Origin of the sequence: Auraticoccus monumenti (genome assembly GCF_900101785.1) — a bacterium.
GTDB classification, from domain to species: domain Bacteria; phylum Actinomycetota; class Actinomycetes; order Propionibacteriales; family Propionibacteriaceae; genus Auraticoccus; species Auraticoccus monumenti.
In genome coordinates this window covers 182,747-201,282 of sequence record NZ_LT629688.1, presented here as the reverse complement: position 1 = coordinate 201,282, position 18,536 = coordinate 182,747, and the positions used below count along the sequence as shown (strand labels likewise).

The following is an 18,536-nucleotide window of genomic DNA, read 5'->3' as shown; positions in this document are numbered from 1 at the left end:
TAGATTCGCCGTCGTGATCGCCGCCACCACGCAACGCTCCCGTCAGGCGGCACTGGCCGCGATGAGCGACGACGAGGGACTCGACGTCCTGGTCGTCGGCGGTGGGGTCACCGGCGCCGGTGTGGCCCTGGACGCTGCGACCCGCGGGCTGCGGACCGGCATCGTGGAGATGCAGGACTGGGCCTCCGGGACGTCCTCGCGCTCCAGCAAGCTGATCCACGGCGGGATGCGCTACCTCTACAACCTCGACTTCGCCCTGGTGCAGGAGGCGCTGCGGGAGCGGGGGCTGCTGCTGAGCACGATCGCCCCGCACCTGGTGCGGCCCCAGCCGTTCCTGTGGCCGCTGAAGATCCCCGTGGTCGAGCGCACCTACAGCGCGCTGGGGGTCGGGCTCTACGACGCGATGTCCGCGGTGGGCAACCTGACCCTGCCCGGGGACAAGGAGGGCGCCGGGGTCCCGCCGCAGAAGCACTACGGCCGGAAGGGCGCGCTGGAGCTGTTCCCCGACCTGCGCAGCGACCAGCTGACCGGGGCGATCCGGTTCTTCGACGCCCGGGTCGACGACGCCCGGCTGGTGCTCGGGCTGGTCCGCACCGCCGTCTCCTACGGGGCGCTGGCCGCCACCCGGGCCCAGGTCACCGAGATCACCAAGGACGCCGTCGGCCGGGTCGTCGGTGCGGTGGTCACCGACCTGGAGACCGGTCGCGCCCGCCAGGTCCGGGCCAAGCACGTGATCAGCTGCACCGGGGTGTGGACCGAGGAGACCGAGTCCCTGGCCAGCAGCACCGGCAGCCTGGAGGTGCTGGCCTCCAAGGGCGTCCACCTGGTCATCCCCAAGGACCGGATCAAGGGCAGCACGGGTCTCTTCCTCCGCACCGAGAAGTCGGTCCTCTTCGTCATCCCCTGGCAGCACTACTGGGTGATCGGCACCACCGACACCCCGTGGGAGGGCCCGCTGCGCCATCCCATCACCACCCGCGCCGACATCGACTACGTGCTGGAGCAGGCCAACAAGGTGCTGACCAGCCAGCTCACCACCGACGACATCCTCGGTACCTGGGCCGGGCTCCGGCCGCTGCTGCAGCCCTCCGGGGGTGCGGAGAGCTCGGCCAAGGTGTCCCGGGAGCACACCGTGGCCGAGGTGGCCCCCGGCATGGTGTCCATCGCCGGCGGCAAGCTGACCACCTACCGGGTGATGGCCGAGGACGCGGTCGACTTCGCCCTCGGCTCCACCGCGGCCCGGCGGTGGCCCTCCATCACCGAGCGGATCCCCCTGGTCGGGGCGGTGGGTCTGGAGGCCGCCGGACGCTACCTGGCCCGGGTCGCACCGGGCTACGGCTGGGACGCCGACCGCATCGAGCACCTGCTCTCGCGCTACGGCTCGGAGGTCGGCACCCTGATCGACCTGATCGAGGAGGACCCCCGGCTGGCCGAGCCGCTGCCCAGCGCCCCGGCCTACCTGGGGGTGGAGGTGGCCTTCGCCGTCCGGTACGAGGGCAGCCTGCACCTGGAGGACGTCCTGCTGCACCGGCTCCGGATCGACCACGAGGCCCGCGACCGGGGGCTCAGCGCCGTGGAGGACGTGCTGGCCATCGCGGTCCCGCTGCTGGGCTGGGACGAGGACCGTCAGCAGGCCGAGGTCGACGCCTACCGCGCCCGGCTGGCCGGCATCCGGGCCGGGGAGGCCGAGTGGAGCGACGCCGAGGCGATCGCCGAGCGCAGCCGGGCCGAGGACCTGATCCCGATCCGCCCGCTGCGCCGAGCCCACCGGATCTGACCCGGCCCACCCGCGCCGCCACGCCCGCCCGGGGCTCAGGCCAGGGTCGCCAACCAGCCACGCAGGGTGACCGCGAGGTCGCCGGGACGCTCCTCGGGCAGCTGGTGCCCCGCGGGCAGGACCACCACGTCGCGCAGGCCGCGCCGGGGACGGGGCAGCAGGGGGTCCGAGCTCCCGCGCACGTGCAGGGTGGCGACGTCGGTGCCCAGCTCGCGCAGCAGGCGCGGACGGCGGGCGGCCCGGCGGACCGGGGCCAGCGCCCGCTGCGGACCCGGCCAGTGGCTCAGGGCCTCCGCGCAGGGGGAGCCGTCGACCGCCTGCAGCGCCGTCCAGCGACCCAGCCGGGCCGGGGTCAGGGCGCGGGCGCCCAGCAGCGAGGCGGCCAGGAGGCGGCGGTACCCCTGCCAGGCACCCGGGACGGGGGCGGCGACCAGACCCAGGCCGGCGACCAGCGCGGGGTGCCGCGAGGCCAGGGCCAGGGCAGCGACCCCGCCCCAGCCGTGGCCGACCACGACGGCCGGGCCGGCACCGAGGTGGTGGACCACCGCGGCCAGGTCGGCGACGACCTCCGGCAGCGTGTAGCCACCCGGGGTGCGGTCGCTGGCCCCGACCCCGCGGGGGTCCAGGGCGACGACGGTCCGGTCCGGGGACAGGGTGGGCAGCAGGTGCCGCCAGGACCACCAGGTGCGACCGACGTCAGGCAGCAGCAGCACCGGGGCCGCCCTGGCGTCCTGGACGCCGTGCACGGCGAGGTGGAAGCGCATCCCGCGCAGCCTCGGGAAGCGGTGCTCCCAGTCCCCGTCGGGGACGAGGGGGCGGAGCAGGGCGCTGCTCGCCGGCGGACCGGCGGGGGCGCTCAGCGGGCGTCGAGGGAGCGCGCGGCCACGGGGCTGGTGTCACCGGTCCGGCTGACGCCGGTCCCGGTCCGGCCGTCGTCGGTGCGGACGTCGTCGTCGCCGTACTCGAGCCGGACGGCCACGTCGGCCTTGCCGCGCTCGATGGCGCTCTTGACCGCGGTGACCGTGGCCTCGGTCTCGGCCTGGGTCTGCTTGACGCCGCGGTTGGCACGGATGCTGAGCAGGCCGCCCACGGCGAGCAGGGCCGCGACCAGGAGCAGGATGCAGGCCATGATGACGAAGCCCAGCGGGAGGGCGCCGGTGACCATGGTCGGGTCCTGGGGCTCGGCCGGGGCGTCCGGCTGGAGCAGCAGGAAGAACGCGAGGGCGCCCCCCATGAAGAGCAGGGAGATGGCGTTCAGCGCGAAGTAGAGCGCACCGGCCAGCAGGGCCGCGCCCAGCCCCAGCTTCTTGGCCATGTCGGTGGCCTCGATCTTGCCCAGGGTCACCAGGGACTTGGCGAGGACCGTCAGGTCCTGCTGGATGTTCTTGACCGTGTCCGCCGTCGTCATCTTCTGCCTTCCTGTGCCGTCGTCAGGAGCCTAGTGCACGTCGACGCGTCGTCCCGGGCCCCGGGGTGGGGGCTTCGGTCACGGCGCATCGGCCACCTCGGGCAGGCGGGCACGGGAGCGGCCGCGGGCCCCCAGCACCACCGCGGCGAGCACACCGGCCAGCACCGATCCCAGCAGCACGGCCGTCTTCGCCTCCTCCAGCACCTCCGGGGCGTCGGCGAAGGCCAGCTCGGCGACCAGCAGCGCCACCGTGAAGCCGACCCCGGCCACCACGCTGATGCCGGCCACGTCCCCCCAGCGGATGTCGGGGGCGAGCTCGGCTCGGGTGAAGCGCGCCGTCAGCCAGGCGGCGCCGGTGATGCCGACCAGCTTGCCGAGCACCAGACCGAGGATGATCCCCAGCGGCACGGCCTCGGTGACCACCGCGCCCAGCACCCCGGCGTCCAGCGTGACCCCGGCGGAGAGGAGGGCGAAGAGGGGCACCACCACACCGGCGGAGACCGGCCGCCAGAAGTGCTCCCAGCGGTCGACCGGGTCGTGCGCCTCGTCCGGCGAGGTCCGGGTCAGCAGGCCCAGGATCACCCCGGCGATGGTGGCGTGCACGCCGCTGCTCCACATGCAGAACCAGCAGACGACGAACAGCACGACGTGCAGCCACCACCAGGTGTCGAGGCGGTAGCGCTGCAGCAGCCACCAGACCAGCGCGGAGGCGGCGGCGCCGATCAGCCAGAGCGGCGCCAGGTCGGTGGTGAAGACCACCGCGATCACCGTGATGGCGCCGATATCGTCCACGATCGCCAGGGTGAGCAGGAAGGCGCGCAGGCTGGTGGGCAGGCCGCGGGCCACGAGGCCGAGGATGGCCAGCGCGAAGGCGATGTCGGTGGCCATCGGCACGGCCCACCCCCGGCTGTTGCCGTCGGGCAGGACGCTGTTGACGGCCAGGTAGAGCAGGGCCGGCACGACCATGCCACCGACGGCGGCCATGATCGGGACGAGCGCGGCGCTGGGCTTGCGCAGCGAACCGGCGACCAGCTCGCGCTTGAGCTCGAGCCCGACCACGAAGAAGAAGATGGCCAGCAGGCCGTCCGCGGCCCAGTGCTGCAGGTTGAGCGGACCGAGGTAGAGGTGGCGGAAGTCGTCGTAGCTGGTGCCGCCGAAGTTGGCCCAGAGCACGGCCAGCACGGCCGCCGCCAGCATCAGCACACCGCCGACGGTCTCCATCCGCAGCACCTCGGCGATGGCCACCTGGTCCTGGTCGTCACCCTTGGTGAAGAGGACGACGCGGCGGCGCGACCGGACGGTCTCCACCGCAGGCCCGGGCTCGGGGTCGGCCAGGGACTCCGGCGCGTCGAAGGCGCGGGGGCCCTCGGCCGTGGAGGGGGCGTCGTCGGGGTGCGTGTCGTCCCGGTCGTCCCGGGGCTCGCCAGGCTGGTCGTTCACGTGGGCTCCTGAGGGGTCGTCGATTCGTCCGCCGACCAGACTTCCCGGCACACCGCGGACCACCTTATCCGGCCCGACGCAGTGCTCGACGACACCCGAGGACGTGGGACGGGTCCGGACCGTCACGGGCCCGGGCCGGTCGCACGCCTGCGGTGGCTCGGCCCCCGGCGGCTTGTAGCGTCCGACCATGGCCGAGGACGACCCGGGCGAGCGGGAGCTGCTGGACTCCTACCCGCCGCCCTCGCTGCCGCCACGACGTCGGGTGGTGGTGGTGCTGGTGGGGGCGCTGGTGGTGCTGCTGGTCGTCGCGGTGCTGGTCGCCCAGGACCGCGGCCGACCCTCCCCGCGGCCGGACCCCAGCGCGTCGGCCGAGTCGCCGGCGCCGGTGCCCGCGTCACCGGCCGACCCGCGGCCGGTCACGCTCCGCGACGGCCCGCCGATCGTGGCCGGGGTGCCCGACTCCTACGTCGTGCACGCCCTGGGCCGCGACGGCGTCTACCGCCTCGACCTCGGCTCGGGCCGGGTCGTGCTCACGCCCACCCCGGCGGGGGCCTCCGGTGGCGGCGGGGTCGACCTGGTGGCCGTCCCCGGCGCGGTGGTCAGCGACGACACCGCCACGGTCGGCTCGGGTACCCGCTTCCTCTACCCCGAGGGTCGCCCCGCCCGCGATCTCGCCGACCCGCTGCGGGCGGCCGGGCAGCTGCTGCCCGCTCCCGGAGGACGCCTCTGGGCCCTGACCCGCCGGGGGGCGGAGACGGCGGTGGTCCTGCACACCGTCAGCGGGGAGGTGGTCGACGAGGTGCGGGTGCCGGGGAGCGTGCAGCCCGCGCTGGACGGCGAGCTGCTGCTCACCCACCTGGGGCGGACGTGGCGGATCGGCGCCGACCTCGAGCCGGTCCTCCTCGTCGACGGGGCGGTCGCCGCCGTCGGTGCGGACCGGCTGCTGGTCGAGGAGTGCGACGACGACCTGCGGTGCCGGCAGCTGGTCACCGACCGGGACGGGGAGGGCGGGGTGGTGCTCCGCGAGGAGCCGGGTCACGGTGGCGGCCTGGGCGGGTCCATCTCCCCGGACCACCGGTGGCTGGCCGAGACCGTCGTCCGGGACGAGAGCACGCTGGTCTCGCGGCTGGTCGACCTGCGCACCGGGGAGCCGGTGGCCGACATCCCGGCCCTGACCACCGGCGCCGCACGCACCGCCGGCACGGGAGCGCCCTGGCTCCCCGACAGCAGCGCGCTCCTCGCGCTGGAGTCGGGTCTGCTGGTGGCCGTCGACCCGGCCACCGGCGAGACGACGCCTCTCGACGTCGCCCTGCCCGCGCTCGAGACCTTCGTCGTGGTGCAGTGACCGGGCCGGGCGACCGGCCGGGCCCTCAGTCCTCGGTGGGTGCGCTGGGCAGCTTGTCCTTGATCAGGTCCATCACCGAGGAGTCGGTCAGGGTGGTGACGTCGCCCAGCGCGCGGTTCTCGGCGATGTCGCGCAGCAGCCGGCGCATGATCTTGCCCGAGCGGGTCTTGGGCAGCTCCGGGACGACCATGATCGAGCGGGGCCTGGCGATCGGGCCGATGTCCTTGGCCACGTGGGCCCGCAGCTCGGCGACGATGTCGTCCCCGGCCTCGGCGTCCTCGCGGAGGATCACGAAGGCCACGATGGCCTGGCCGGTGGTCTCGTCGGTGGCACCGACCACGGCCGCCTCGGCCACCTTCGGGTGCGACACCAGCGAGGACTCGATCTCGGTGGTCGACATCCGGTGGCCGGACACGTTCATCACGTCGTCGACGCGACCGAGCAGCCAGATGTCGCCGTCCGCGTCCCGCTTGGCGCCGTCGCCGGCGAAGTAGAGACCCTCGAAGCGCGACCAGTAGGTGTCGACGTAGCGCTGGTCGTCACCCCACAGGGTGCGCAGCATCGACGGCCAGGGCTTGGTGATCACCAGCAGGCCGGCGTGCCCGTTGGCCACCGGGTTGGCCTCGTCGTCGACCACGTCGATGGAGACGCCGGGGAAGGGGGTCATCGCCGCGCCCGGCTTGCCGACGGAGAGCGCGGGCATCGGGGTGATCATGTGCATGCCGGTCTCGGTCTGCCACCAGGTGTCGACCACCGGGGTCCGCCCGCCGCCGATGTTCTCCCGGTACCAGACGTAGGCCTCGGGGTTGATCGGCTCGCCCACCGAGCCCAGCACCCGCAGCGAGGACAGGTCGTGCCGGGCGGGGATGTCGGCGCCCCACTTCATGAAGGTCCGGATGGCCGTGGGCGCGCAGTACAGGATGGAGACCCGGTACTTCTCCACGATCTCCCACCAGCGTCCCTGGTGCGGGGTGTCGGGGGTGCCCTCGTACATCACGCTGGTGGTGGCGTTGCTGAGCGGGCCGTAGACCAGGTAGGAGTGCCCGGTCACCCAGCCGATGTCGGCCGCGGTCCAGAACACGTCGCGGTCGGCCTTGAGGTCGAAGGTCGCCCACTGGGTGTAGGAGGTCCCGACCAGGTAGCCGCCGGTGGTGTGCAGGATGCCCTTGGGCTTGCCGGTGCTGCCCGAGGTGTACATGACGTAGAGCGGGTGCTCGGCGGGGAACATCTCGGGGGTGTGCTGGTCGCTCTCGGCGGCCAGGGCGTCGTGCCACCAGATGTCGCGGCCCTCGGTCATCGCCGTCTCCTGACCGGTGCGCTGGACGACCAGCACGCTGCGGACGTCGGGGCACTTCTCCAGCGCCGCGTCCACCGCCGGCTTCAGCGCCGACGCCGAGCCGCGCCGGTAGCCGCCGTCGGCGGTGATCACCACCTCGACGCCGCAGTCGAGGATACGGGTGGAGAGGGCGTCGGCGGAGAAGCCGCCGAAGACCACCACATGGGGGGCGCCGATGCGGGCGCAGGCGAGCATGGCGACGACGGCCTCGGGGACCATCGGCAGGTAGATGGCCACCCGGTCCCCGGCCCGGACGCCGAGGGCGGTCAGCGCGTTGGCGGCCCGGCAGACCTCACGGGTGAGCTCGGCGTAGGTGAGAGCGCGGGAGTCCCCGGGCTCACCCTCGAAGTGGAAGGCGACGCGGTCGCCCAGGCCGGCCTCGACGTGGCGGTCCAGGCAGTTGTAGGCGGCGTTCAGGGTGCCGTCGGCGAACCACTTGGCGAACGGCGGGTTCGACCAGTCCAGGCTCTCGGTCGGCTCGGTGCCCCAGCTGATCCGCCGGGCCTGCTCGGCCCAGAAGGCGTCAGGGTCCTCGGCGGCGCGGGCGTAGGTCTCGGCGGTGACGTTGGCCTCGGCCACCAGCTCCGGCGGCGGCGGGAAGCGGCGATCTTCGGTGCTGAGGTTGGACCACTCGGTGTCACTCATGACTGCCTCTCCAGGTGAACGCGTCGTCTGGCACGCGTGGCCTCGGCCACGGCGCCCTCCCAGAGGCTAGCGGTGGCGGGCGGGGGGCGTCAGCCCTGGACGGCACCGGCGTCGAGACGCGCGTTGATCGCCGCCACCACCTCGTCCGCCCGGTGCTCGAAGATCCCGTTGAGCACGGTGTCGTCCAGCTGCTCGTCGTCGTGGCGGAGCACCACCCGGACGCCGAAGACGCCCTCGCGGCGCTCGGCCCGGGTGATCTCGCCCCAGGGGGTGAGCCGGCTGCCGACGATGTGCCCGATGCGGACGCCCTCGTCCTCCAGCGCGATCTCGATCCGGCGCAGGCGCCAGGCGGCGAGGCAGAACGGGAGGCCGGCCACGGCCACCACCAGGAAGACGATCCGGGCCGGCAGCGGGCTCTCGGTCAGCAGCGGCTGCAGCGTGGAGACGATGGCCAGCACCAGCATGGCCACCACCAGCACGGTCAACCCGATCGCCGTCCTCAGCCGGACCCCGGGCAGCAGCCACCGGCTCTGCGCCATCGTGTCGTCCTCACAGGTGGCCTGGGTCTGGGTCATCGTCGCTCCTGACCGGTTGCCGGGGTCGTGGCCAGTCTAGGCACGGGGGTCGCCGTCTGCCGGGACCCGGGGGCGGGTCGGGGTCGGGTGGGGGTCATCACCGTGTCGACCCCTTCCGTGATGGGGGAGACTGGGCGCGGCTGCTACCCCCGAGGAGAGTTCGACACATGCACGGCTTGGCCAGGCTCAGCATGGGCAACCGTGCGCTGATCGCTCTCGTGACCGTCTTCGTGATGGTCTTCGGGGTGATCACCACCAGCAACCTCAAGCAGGAGCTGATCCCCTCCCTCTCCCTGCCCACCGCCGTGGTGATCACCAGCTACCCCGGCGCCTCCCCAGAGGTGGTGGAGGAGAGCGTCACCCAGCCGGTCGAGCAGGCCGTCCAGGGACTGCAGGACCTGGAGTCGCTGTCCTCGGAGTCCTCCACCGGCTCCTCCCTGGTGACGGTCAACATGACCTACGGCACCAACATGTCGACGGTCCAGCAGGACCTGCAGGCCGCGATCAGCCGGATCGAGGGCATCCTCCCCGAGGAGGCCGACAGCCAGGTGTTCACCGGCTCGGTGGACGACATCCCGGTGCTGGTGGTCAGCGCCAGCAGCGACCGGTCCGCCCCCGAGCTCGCCGAGGACCTGGAGAACGTGGTGGTGCCGGCGCTGGAGAAGGTCGAGGGTGCCCGCGCGGTCTCCGTCTCCGGCGCCCCCACCCCGCAGGTGCTGATCGACCTTGACCTGGACGAGCTCACCGAGGAGGGGCTGACCAGCCAGGACGTCAGCCAGGCCGTCCAGGCCGCCGGTGCGCGCTCCTCGGCGGGCACCCTGGAGTCCGGGGACGGCGACCTGTCGGTCACGGTGGGGGAGAAGCTGGCCAGCGCCGAGGACGTCGCCGACGTCGTGCTCACCTCGACCACCCGTCCCGGCGAGCGCTTCCCCCTCTCCGACGTCGCCGAGGTCAGCGAGCGGCAGGAGCCGGCCACCTCGGTCTCGCGAACCGACGGGCGGGAGAGCCTGTCGATGTCCATCACCAAGACCCCGGACGGCAACACCGTCGAGGTCTCCGACGGGGTCCGCGCCGAGCTGGACCGGCTGTCGGCGGAGCTGGGCAACGACACCCGGTTCACCACCGTCTTCGACCAGGCCCCCTTCATCGAGCAGTCCATCGAGGACCTGCTGACCGAGGGCGGGCTGGGCCTGGTGATGGCCGTGGTGGTCATCCTGCTGTTCCTGCTCTCGGTGCGCTCCACCCTGGTCACCGCGATCTCGATCCCCGTCTCGGTGCTGATCGCCCTGATCGGGCTGAGCGTGGCGGGCTACTCGCTCAACATCCTGACCCTGAGCGCGCTGACCATCGCGGTCGGGCGGGTGGTGGACGACTCGATCGTGGTGATCGAGAACATCAAGCGGCACCTGTCCTACGGCGAGCCCAAGGTCCCGGCCATCCTGACCGCCGTGCGCGAGGTGGCGGTGGCCATCACGGCCGCCACCATCACCACCGTCGCGGTGTTCCTGCCCATCGGTCTGGTGGGTGGGCAGACCGGTGAGCTGTTCCGGCCCTTCGCCGTCACCACCGCCCTGGCCCTGCTCGCCTCGCTGCTGGTCTCGCTGACCATCATCCCGGTGCTGGCCTACTGGTTCCTCGCGTCGCCCTCCGGTGCGGTGGACGCCGACCAGGTGCGGGTCGCCGCCGAGGCGAGGGAGCGGCGCAGCTGGCTGCAGCGCGGGTACGTCCCGCTGCTCAGGGCCGCGCTGCGCTTCCCGCTGGTGTCGGTGCTGGTGGCCCTGCTGGTCCTCGGTGGCACGGTCGCGATGGCGCCGCTGCTCAAGGTGTCCTTCCTCGGCGAGTCCGGGCAGGACACCCTGACCGTGAACCAGGAGTTCGCCCCCGGCCTCAGCCTGCAGGCCCAGACCGAGCGGGCGATCCGGGTCGAGGAGGAGCTGCGCGAGGTGCCCGGGGTGCAGACCGTGCAGACCACCGTCGGCAGCAGCGGCGGCGCGGAGGCGGCCTTCGGGGGTGGCGGCAGCGCCGACTCGGCGAGCTTCAGCCTGACCTCGGCGCCCGACGCGGACCAGGCGGCCGTGCAGAGCGAGGTCCAGCGGGTGCTGGACGGCTTCGAGGACGACGAGGAGGTCGGCGCCCTGACGGTCTCCAGCGCCGGCGGCGGCTTCGGGGGCAGCACCGACGTCGAGGTGGTCCTCACCGGCACCGACCCGGACGCCATCGAGGAGGCGGCCACCGCCGTCACCGAGGAGATGGAGGGCATCAGCCAGGTCACCGAGGTGACCTCCTCGCTGGTGGCCGAGCAGCCGGTGGTCAGCGTCCGGGTGGACGAGGACGCCGCCGCGGAGGAGGGGCTCACCCCCGCCACCATCTCCGCCCAGCTCGAGGGCATCCTGGCACCGGCCCAGGTGGGCTCGATCGAGGTCGACGGCCTCAGCCAGGACGTGGTGCTGCGGATCGGGGAGGCCCCGGTCGGGCTGGACGAGCTCGCCGACTACGAGGTGACCGGCGCGACCGGGCCGGTGCCGCTGCGCGACGTGGCCGAGGTGGTCGACGACCAGGTGGCCCCGCAGGTGAACCGCACCGACGGCCAGCGCAGCGCCACCGTCTCCCTCACCCCGGCCGACCAGAACGACCTGGGCACGGTGACCACCGAGGTGACCACCCGGCTGGCCGGCCTGGATCTTCCCGAGGGCGTCCAGGCCGAGCTGGGCGGGGTCGCCACCGAGCAGTCCGACGCCTTCAACCAGCTGGGGCTCGCCCTGCTGGTGGCCATCGCCATCGTCTACGTGGTGATGGTGGCCACCTTCAAGAGCCTGGTGCAGCCGCTGATCCTGCTGGTCTCGATCCCCTTCGCCGCCACCGGGGCGCTGGCCGGGCTGCTGCTGACCGACACCGCGCTGGGGGTTCCGTCGCTGATCGGCATGCTGATGCTGATCGGGATCGTGGTCACCAACGCGATCGTGCTGATCGACCTGGTGAACCACTACCGGAGCTCGGGGCAGCCGGCCTGGGACGCCCTGGTCAACGGCGCCCGTCAGCGGCTGCGGCCGATCCTGATGACGGCCGTGGCCACCATCTTCGCGCTGCTGCCGATGGCCCTCGGGCTGACCGGCGGCGGGCTGTTCGTCTCCGGCCCGCTGGCCATCGTGGTGATCGGCGGTCTGTTCTCCTCGACCCTGCTGACGCTGGTGCTGGTGCCGGTGCTGTACGAGCTGATCTCGCGCCGGGCCGACCGGCGCGAGGAGCGGCGGGTGCGCCGCGAGGCCAAGGCCACCGGCTCCGACCCGCAGGAGGCCGTGCGGGAGCTGCGGGAGCGGCGCTGGGCCGAGTTCACCGCCGCCGCAGCCGCCGCAGCCGCCGGACCGGCCGGTGCCTCGGCTGGTGGCGGGCCGGCAGCAGCCGGCGCCACGGACGGCGGGCCGGTGGCGGCCTCGGTCCTGGTGCCGGGAGCCGGCACCTCGCGGTCGGCCAACGGGTCGACCCGGGAGCCGGGGTCCGCGGTCGGTCAGGCCCCGGGGACGGGGGAGGGCAGCGGTGACGACGGGCAGGTGGCCCACCCAGAGCACGCCGGTGACCCGGTGCCCGAGGACACCGGGCCCGTGCGGGCGCGCCGGGCGCTGGAGTGAGCGGTCAGGGACCGACCGTCACAGGGTGAACTGCAGCACGTCGTCCCCGGACTGCGCCGGGTCGCAGGGCGCCGGCCGCGCCCGCCAGCAGGAGGACTGGAACGGCAGCATCAGCGGCTCGGGGTAGCGGGCGATGGAGTCGTAGAGCCCTGACACCTCACCCAGCAGCTCCTGGCGCCGGTCCGCGTCCAGGGCCCGGACGGCGGGGCGTCGCCCGACCATCTCCAGCAGCCCGTCACGGGTGATCGGGATCCAGTTGCGGAAGTCCCGCCGCTCCACGGCGGTGAAGCAGTCGCTCTCCTCGACCGAGCGGATCGCCTGCTGGCCGTAGTCCCCCCGCATCGCCTGGGGGTCGACCTGCTGCACCGTCGCGGCCAGCCGGCGCACCCACGGCACCGTGTCGTCGCGGGTCGTGCAGACCACCGACAGCGTCCCCTCCGGCCGCAGCACCCGGGCGATCTCGGGCAGGGCCAGCCCGGGCGCGAACCGGTCGAGGGTGTCGGAGGCGGTGACGGCGTCGAAGCGCTGGGCCTTGAAGGGCAGGCTCTCCGGCTGGCCCAGGACCGCCACCGGCGTCGCCCAGACGTCGGTGACCCCCTCGTGCACCAGCATCCGCGCGACCGCCGGTTCCCGCTCCAGCACCGTCACCCGGTGCCCCTCACGGTGCAGCTCGCGGGCGAAGACGGTGGAGCCGCCGGCCAGGTCCAGGACCTCGGCGGCCTGCTCGGGGACCAGCCAGGCCATGGCGCCGGCCGGGTGCAGTGATCGCCGTGTGGGTGCCATGACCACGATGCTAGAGGGACTGCCACCCTTGGCCAGGTGAGCGACCCGTTGCAGGACCTGTTGCGGCTGGAGGGAGTGCCGTCGGCGCTGGAGGCGGCGCGTTCGGCGGCCGACGTGGTGCTGCGCGACCGCGGTCTGCGGCGCATCGACCCCGAGGACGTCGCCCGCGCCCTGCTGCTGGGCGCCGGGGCCAGCGCCGCCATGGCCGCCGACGACCTGCTGGCGCCGGAGGAGGACCCGGGCCTGGACTGGCACCCCGGCGCGGTGCGGCTGTCGACCCAGCTGCCCGAGCTGGCCACCCTGGTGAGCAGCGCCCCGGGGCAGCTGCTGACCCGCTGCCACGCGGTGCTGGCCCGGGGGCTGCTGCCGGACGAGGCGCTGGGGCGGGTGCGGTCCGAGCCGGGGGTCGGTGAGCGGGTGCTGGAGCTGACCCGGCTGCTGCACCGTCCGAGCACGACGCCGGCGCTGCTGCGGGCCGCGCTGGCCCACGCCGAGATCGCCACCCTGCGCCCGTTCGAGGCGGGCAACGGGTTGGTGGCGCGGGCGCTGGAGCACCTGGTGCTGATCCACCACGGCGTCGACCCGCGGGCCGCGCTGGTGCCCGAGGTGGGCCACCGGGAGAGCGGGTCGGCCTACCGGGCGCTGCTGGAGGGCTACGCCGGCGGGACGGCGCAGGGGGTGCGGGCGTGGATCCGGCACTGCGCGGACGCGCTGGCGGTGGGGGCCGAGCGCTCACCCCTGGCGGCCGGTCGCCGCTGACGGTCGGTGCCGCCTCGGGCTCTGGGTGGGCACGTGGCGCGGGGCCCGTGGACGAGTCCGACGGGCCCCGCTGGCTCGACCGAGCACGGTGACCAGGCGTGCACTCGTATGTTGGCCCAGGACAAGCCTGCTGCTCAACGACCACTCAGGATGGCTAGATCGCCGCGTGGGTGCCTGCTCGTGTCGAGTTGGTGCTGTCTCCTTTGTACTCCTGGAACCGAGCGTTGTGAAGACCTCCGGCCCCACTGGTGTGGCCCTCGGCGTGGCACCCCGGCGGGTCCTCCTCCACAGGTCCGAGGCGCCGCGGAACGTCGTCCACAGGCGCCCGCCGCCGGAGGTCAGCACGTCGCTCGATCTCGATGGTCTGGCCATGGGAACAGCGAGCGGGCCACCCGGCGGCACCCGGGTGGCCCTGGTCAGCGGGGACGCCGAGCTGACGGCCGGCTTCCTGGCCGCCGCGGCCGCGGCCGGGGTGGAGGTCGTCCAGGTGGGCCGGGCCGAGGAGCTGCGCCCGGTCTGGTCCACCGCGGCCCAGGTGTACCTCGGGGTCGATGCGGTGGAGGCGGTGGAGGCCAGCGGCCTCCCGCCGCGCCCCGGGGTCGGGCTGCTCACCCGCCCGGGGGGCGGGGTCAGCCGCTGGTCCAGCGCCTTCGACGCCTGCGTGATCGAGCTGCCCGACCCCGACGGGGTGCTGATGTCGCGGCTGGCCGCGGTGGCCGGCGCCTCGGGCGGGGAGGTGGTGCTGCTGAACGGGGCCACCGGAGGGGTGGGGGTGTCCACGCTGGCGCTGGCGCTGGGGCGGACGCTGGCCGAGCGCGGTCGGTCGGTGCTGGTGGTCGACCTGGACCCGACGGGCGGCGGGCTGGACCTGGCGGCCGGGGTGGAGCGGGTGCCGGGCTGGCGCTGGCCCGACCTGGCCGCCGCCCGCGGTCAGGTCGGCGACCTGACTGCCCAGCTCCCGGCCGTCGACGGCCTCAGCGTGCTGGCCATGCCACGGGACGGCGTGCAGCTGCCCTCCACCGCGGCGGTGGCCTCGGTGCTGGCCTCCGTCCGCCGCTGGTTCGACGTCTGCCTGCTCGACTGCTCCCGCACCGGGGAGGCCTGGGTGGGGGCCGGGTTGGCGGTGGCGTCGAGGACGTGGCTGGTGCTCCGCGAGGACGTCCCGGGCCTGGCCGCGGCGGCGGTCCGGCGTCCCCGGCTGGCGGAGGGGGCCGCTCCGGTGGAGCTGGTGACGGTGGTCGGCTCGGCCGCGGCGCTGAGCGGTGAGGCGGTCGAGCGGGTGGTCGGGGCGCCGCTGCTGGCCCGGCTGCCCGAGGACCGTCGCCTCCGCTCCGGGGTGGGTCGGGGGGAGCCGGCCCGGGTCAGCGCGTCGCGGCGCTGGCGGGCCGCGGTGCGGCGGCTGGCCGCGGAGGTGGGGCGGTGAGCCACGTCACGGTCGAGCTGGACCGGCTCCGCCCGCGGCTGGCCGAGCTGGGCCGCGAGGCGCGTCCCGCCGACGTGGCCGCCGAGATGCGCCGGCTCGGCTGGGTCGTCACCGACGAGCTGCTGCTCTCCACCGTCGAGGCCCTGCGTCGTGACGCCACCGGTGCGGGGGTGCTCGAGCCCCTGCTGGCCCTGCCGGGGGTGACCGACGTGCTGGTCAACGGGCCCGACCAGGTCTTCGTCGACCGGGGTCACGGGTTGGAGCAGGTGGCGCTCGCGTTCACCGACGACGACGAGGTGCGGCGGCTGGCCAGCCGGCTGGCGGCGCGGGTGGGGCGTCGGCTGGACGACTCCGCGCCCTTCGTCGACGCCCGGCTGCCCGACGGGACCCGGGTGCACGCCGTGCTGGGCACCCTGGCCGACCCGGGCACCTGCCTGTCGCTCCGGGTGCCGGCGGGGCGCCGGTTCTCGCTGGAGGACTGGGTGGCGGTGGGGTCGCTGCCGCCGGGTGGCGCGGAGGTGCTGCGCCGGCTGGTCGCCTGCCGCGCCGCGTTCCTGGTCTCCGGTGGCACCGGCTCGGGCAAGACGACGCTGCTGGCCTCGCTGCTGTCCCTGGTGCCGGCCCACGAGCGGCTGCTGGTGGTCGAGGACTCCCGCGAGCTGGCCCCCGACCACCCGCACTGCGTCCGGCTCGAGGGACGCCCGCCGAACGCCGAGGGCGCCGGTGCGGTCTCGCTCAGCGACCTGGTGCGCCAGGCGCTGCGGATGCGCCCGGACCGGGTCGTCCTCGGTGAGGTGCGCGGGGCGGAGCTCTGCGACCTGCTCACCGCCCTGAACACCGGTCACGAGGGCGGGTGCGGCACCGTGCACGCCAACAGCGCCGACGACGTGCCGGCCCGGTTGGAGGCGCTGGCCGCGCTGGGGGGCATGGGGCGCGACGCCCTGCACTCCCAGGTCGCCGCCGCCCTCGACGCGGTGATCCACATCCGTCGCGACGCCGCGGGTCTCCGCCGGGTGGGAGGGGTGGCGGTGCTGGTGCGCGACCCGGGCAGCGGCTACGTGACCACCCTGCCCGCGGTGCACTTCGGGCCGGCCGGGCTCACCAAGGGGCCGGGCAGCGCCGCGCTGGAGAGGCTGCTGGGTCGATGACGGTGCTGGCGGTCGTGCTCGCCGGGCTCGCCGCGGCGCTGCTGGTCGGCGCCCCACCCGGTCGGGGCTGGGAGGAGCGGCTGGTCGCGGCGCCGGTTGTCGAGGTGCGAGGTGGCCCGCCCCGGCTCCGACCGGTCTGGCCGGTCGGTGGGGTGCTGGTCGTGGCCGCCTGCTGGGTGGTGCTGGGCCGACCAGCCGGGGTGGTGGCCGCCTGCCTGCTCCTGCTCGCCGGCACGGTCGCCCTGGTGGTGGGGGAGCACGGGCGACGGCGGGGCAGCGAGACCACCCGGGCCGAGGTGGCCCGGGCCTGTGCGGTGCTGGCCGGTGAGCTGCGGATCGGCAAGGTCCCCGGCGAGGCGCTGCTCACCGCCTCCGAGGACTGCCCGGTGCTGGCGCCGACCGCCGCGGTGCACCGTGGTGGCGGCGACGTGGTGCCGGTGCTGCGGGCGCTGGCCGACCAGCCGGGCGCGGACGGCCTGGGGCCGGTGGCCGACGCCTGGCAGGTGGCCACCCGGACCGGGGCGCCGCTGACCCGCTCGCTGGACCGGGTCTCCTCCGCGCTCAAGGCCGGGCGGGCCGTGCACCGGGTGGTGGACGCCGAGCTCGCGGCGCCGAGGGCCACCGGACGGATGCTGGCCGTGCTCCCGCTGGCCGGTCTGGCCCTGGGGCTGGCCATCGGCGGTGACCCGTTGGGTTTCCTCCTCGGCACGACCCAGGGGCAGCTGTGCCTCCTGCTCGGGGTGCTGCTGGCCTGCGCGGGCGTCCTCTGGAGCGAACGGCTGGCCCGGTGAACGGCTGGGCGCTCCTCGCCGCGGTCCTCGCCGGGATGGCGGCCTGGACGGCGGTCCGCAGCCAGCGGGAGGTGGTCTCGCGCGCGTCCGTCGCGGTGGTGGAGCCCGGCCGGCGCCCGGTGCCGAGGTGGTGGAGCCCGCGTCCGGAGGCGATGGCGCCCCGGAGCCGGGTGCTGCTGGCCGTCCCGGTGGCCGGGGTGGTGGGCCTGCTGGTCGGTGGACCGTGGCCGCTCGCCGGAGGGCTCGCGCTGCTGGCCGCGATCGCCGTGGTGGTGGTCCTCGGCCGGATCGAGTCGCCGGAGCACCGTCGTCGGCGTGAGGCGCTGCTGGCTGCCTGGCCCCAGACCTGGGAGCTGCTGGCCTGCTGCGTCGAGACCGGGCTGCCGCTCTCCCACGCCTGCAGGGCCGTCGCCGAGCTGCCCGACAACCCGGCGGCCGAGGTGCTGGCGGGCGTGGTGGCCCGGATAGACGTGGGCATGGGTCAGGAGGAGGCGCTGCTCGAACTGCGCGAGGACCCGGTCGTGGGACGGGTGGTCGCCGACCTGGCCCGGGGTCTCCGGTCGGGGACCGGGATGACCGAGCTGCTGGTCGAGCACGCGGCCGAGGCGAGGGAGGTCCACCACGCCGCCCTGCAGTCCGCGGCCAAGGCCGTCGGTGTGCGCAGCGTGCTGCCGCTGATGCTCTGCTACCTCCCGGCGTTCTTCCTGATCGGCATCGTGCCCGTGATCGGGGGCGCCGTCGCCGCGCTGCTGCCCTGAGCAGGACCGGGCGCAGGACCGGGCGCTCAGGTCTCCCGGGGCTCCGACGAGGGCCTCGGCACGACGGTCTCGGTCTGCTCGTCACCGGCCCAGGCGAGGATCCAGGCCATCGTCGCCGGTGGTCTCGGCGCGTCGTTGCTCAGGTCGGCCCGCACGCGGTCGGTCACCACCCCCGCAGCCAGGTGCAGGCTCATCCGCCCCCGCGACGGCGATCTCGTCGACGGTGGCCCCTCCTGCGTGCCGACGGGTGGCTTCCGCGGTCAGGGCGGCGACCCCCCCCGGCCCAGCTCCTCGACCTGTGACACCACCTCGTCCACGTGACGGCGGAGAACCACCTCGTCCTCCGGGTGCACCGGGCTCCTCGCTGTCGTCTCAGGCACCGGTCACCACGACCGCCGTGCCGGGGCGACGTCGTGCTCGGACGTCTTCCGGTCGCTGACGAGATCGTCCAGGGCGTCCGCCCCGGTCAGGCACGGGGTCGCACCTCCCGGCACCCGACGAGCCGGTCACCACCCGACAGACGCCCTCGGCCTCGGCCCCGGTCCAGCGGGTCCTCGCCCTGGAGCGGCCCCGCAGACCCGTGCCGTGGTGCCCGGAACCCGTCCGTGCCCGCCTTGCCAGGGGCGACAGCCCTCGCGCCGCTTCTGCGAGCTGACCGGTCCCAGGGCGAGCCCGCTGCCGGCTGCACGCTCCCGTCAGGTGAGCGGGGGCCGCCACCGGTG

At 74.6% G+C, this 18,536-nt stretch carries 15 protein-coding genes; 8 read left to right on the top strand and 7 right to left on the bottom strand.

What is annotated here, in order from left to right; genetic code table 11:
• Window positions 1-13: 13 nt before the first annotated feature.
• Window positions 14-1,777 (top strand): glycerol-3-phosphate dehydrogenase/oxidase, encoded by a 1,764-nt coding sequence (locus tag BLT52_RS00930; RefSeq protein WP_231946437.1) that lies wholly within the window; start codon window positions 14-16, stop codon window positions 1,775-1,777.
• A gap of 35 nt (window positions 1,778-1,812) precedes the next feature.
• On the opposite strand, the gene BLT52_RS00925 is transcribed toward BLT52_RS00930, so the two are convergent.
• The 3 genes from BLT52_RS00925 to nhaA all read right to left on the bottom strand — a co-directional run bounded on the left by BLT52_RS00925 (window position 1,813) and on the right by nhaA (window position 4,625).
• Window positions 1,813-2,541, bottom strand: a complete 729-nt coding sequence (locus BLT52_RS00925) for an alpha/beta fold hydrolase (RefSeq protein WP_090589749.1) — start codon at window positions 2,539-2,541, stop codon at window positions 1,813-1,815.
• 92 nt (window positions 2,542-2,633) lie between these two features.
• Window positions 2,634-3,185, bottom strand: coding sequence for a phage holin family protein (locus BLT52_RS00920; protein ID WP_090589747.1), 552 nt, complete (start codon window positions 3,183-3,185; stop codon window positions 2,634-2,636).
• A gap of 78 nt (window positions 3,186-3,263) precedes the next feature.
• On the bottom strand, window positions 3,264-4,625 hold the full coding sequence (nhaA, locus tag BLT52_RS00915; protein ID WP_231946436.1) for a Na+/H+ antiporter NhaA: 1,362 nt from the start codon (window positions 4,623-4,625) through the stop codon (window positions 3,264-3,266).
• Between the two features lie 187 nt (window positions 4,626-4,812).
• Between nhaA and BLT52_RS00910 the strand changes: the two genes are divergently transcribed.
• Window positions 4,813-5,970, top strand: coding sequence for a hypothetical protein (locus BLT52_RS00910; RefSeq protein WP_090589745.1), 1,158 nt, complete (start codon window positions 4,813-4,815; stop codon window positions 5,968-5,970).
• Between the two features lie 25 nt (window positions 5,971-5,995).
• Here the strand turns inward: BLT52_RS00910 and acs are convergent, their stop codons facing one another.
• A complete protein-coding gene (gene acs, locus BLT52_RS00905; RefSeq protein ID WP_090589743.1) occupies window positions 5,996-7,951 on the bottom strand; it encodes an acetate--CoA ligase in 1,956 nt (651 codons plus the stop codon).
• An 89-nt stretch (window positions 7,952-8,040) separates the two neighbouring features.
• Entirely contained in the window at window positions 8,041-8,526 is a 486-nt protein-coding gene (locus tag BLT52_RS00900; RefSeq protein WP_090589740.1) for a hypothetical protein, read from the bottom strand.
• Between the two features lie 167 nt (window positions 8,527-8,693).
• Between BLT52_RS00900 and BLT52_RS00895 the strand changes: the two genes are divergently transcribed.
• A complete protein-coding gene (locus BLT52_RS00895) occupies window positions 8,694-12,152 on the top strand; it encodes an efflux RND transporter permease subunit (RefSeq protein WP_090589739.1) in 3,459 nt (1,152 codons plus the stop codon).
• A gap of 18 nt (window positions 12,153-12,170) precedes the next feature.
• Here BLT52_RS00895 and BLT52_RS00890 read toward each other — a convergent pair whose 3' ends face one another.
• Window positions 12,171-12,935: a class I SAM-dependent methyltransferase gene (locus BLT52_RS00890; RefSeq protein WP_090589736.1), complete on the bottom strand. Its 765-nt coding sequence runs from the start codon at window positions 12,933-12,935 to the stop codon at window positions 12,171-12,173.
• Window positions 12,936-12,971: 36 nt separating this feature from the next.
• Between BLT52_RS00890 and BLT52_RS00885 the strand changes: the two genes are divergently transcribed.
• The 5 genes from BLT52_RS00885 (at window position 12,972) to BLT52_RS00865 (ending at window position 17,814) form a co-directional block, all read left to right on the top strand.
• Window positions 12,972-13,694, top strand: coding sequence for a Fic family protein (locus BLT52_RS00885; RefSeq protein ID WP_157676903.1), 723 nt, complete (start codon window positions 12,972-12,974; stop codon window positions 13,692-13,694).
• A 370-nt stretch (window positions 13,695-14,064) separates the two neighbouring features.
• Window positions 14,065-15,117 (top strand): septum site-determining protein Ssd, encoded by a 1,053-nt coding sequence (ssd, locus tag BLT52_RS00880; RefSeq protein WP_090589732.1) that lies wholly within the window; start codon window positions 14,065-14,067, stop codon window positions 15,115-15,117.
• Complete coding sequence (locus BLT52_RS00875; RefSeq protein ID WP_090589729.1) at window positions 15,114-16,265, top strand: TadA family conjugal transfer-associated ATPase; 1,152 nt, start codon at window positions 15,114-15,116, stop codon at window positions 16,263-16,265. The genes ssd and BLT52_RS00875 overlap by 4 nt, the downstream gene beginning before the upstream one ends.
• Window positions 16,262-17,056: a type II secretion system F family protein gene (locus tag BLT52_RS00870; RefSeq protein WP_090589727.1), complete on the top strand. Its 795-nt coding sequence runs from the start codon at window positions 16,262-16,264 to the stop codon at window positions 17,054-17,056. The genes BLT52_RS00875 and BLT52_RS00870 overlap by 4 nt, the downstream gene beginning before the upstream one ends.
• Window positions 17,053-17,814, top strand: coding sequence for a type II secretion system F family protein (locus BLT52_RS00865; protein ID WP_090589724.1), 762 nt, complete (start codon window positions 17,053-17,055; stop codon window positions 17,812-17,814). Before BLT52_RS00870 ends, BLT52_RS00865 begins: the two co-directional genes overlap by 4 nt.
• Before the next feature lie 26 nt (window positions 17,815-17,840).
• On the opposite strand, the gene BLT52_RS20660 is transcribed toward BLT52_RS00865, so the two are convergent.
• On the bottom strand, window positions 17,841-18,008 hold the full coding sequence (locus BLT52_RS20660) for a hypothetical protein (RefSeq protein WP_157676902.1): 168 nt from the start codon (window positions 18,006-18,008) through the stop codon (window positions 17,841-17,843).
• Window positions 18,009-18,536: the final 528 nt, after the last annotated feature.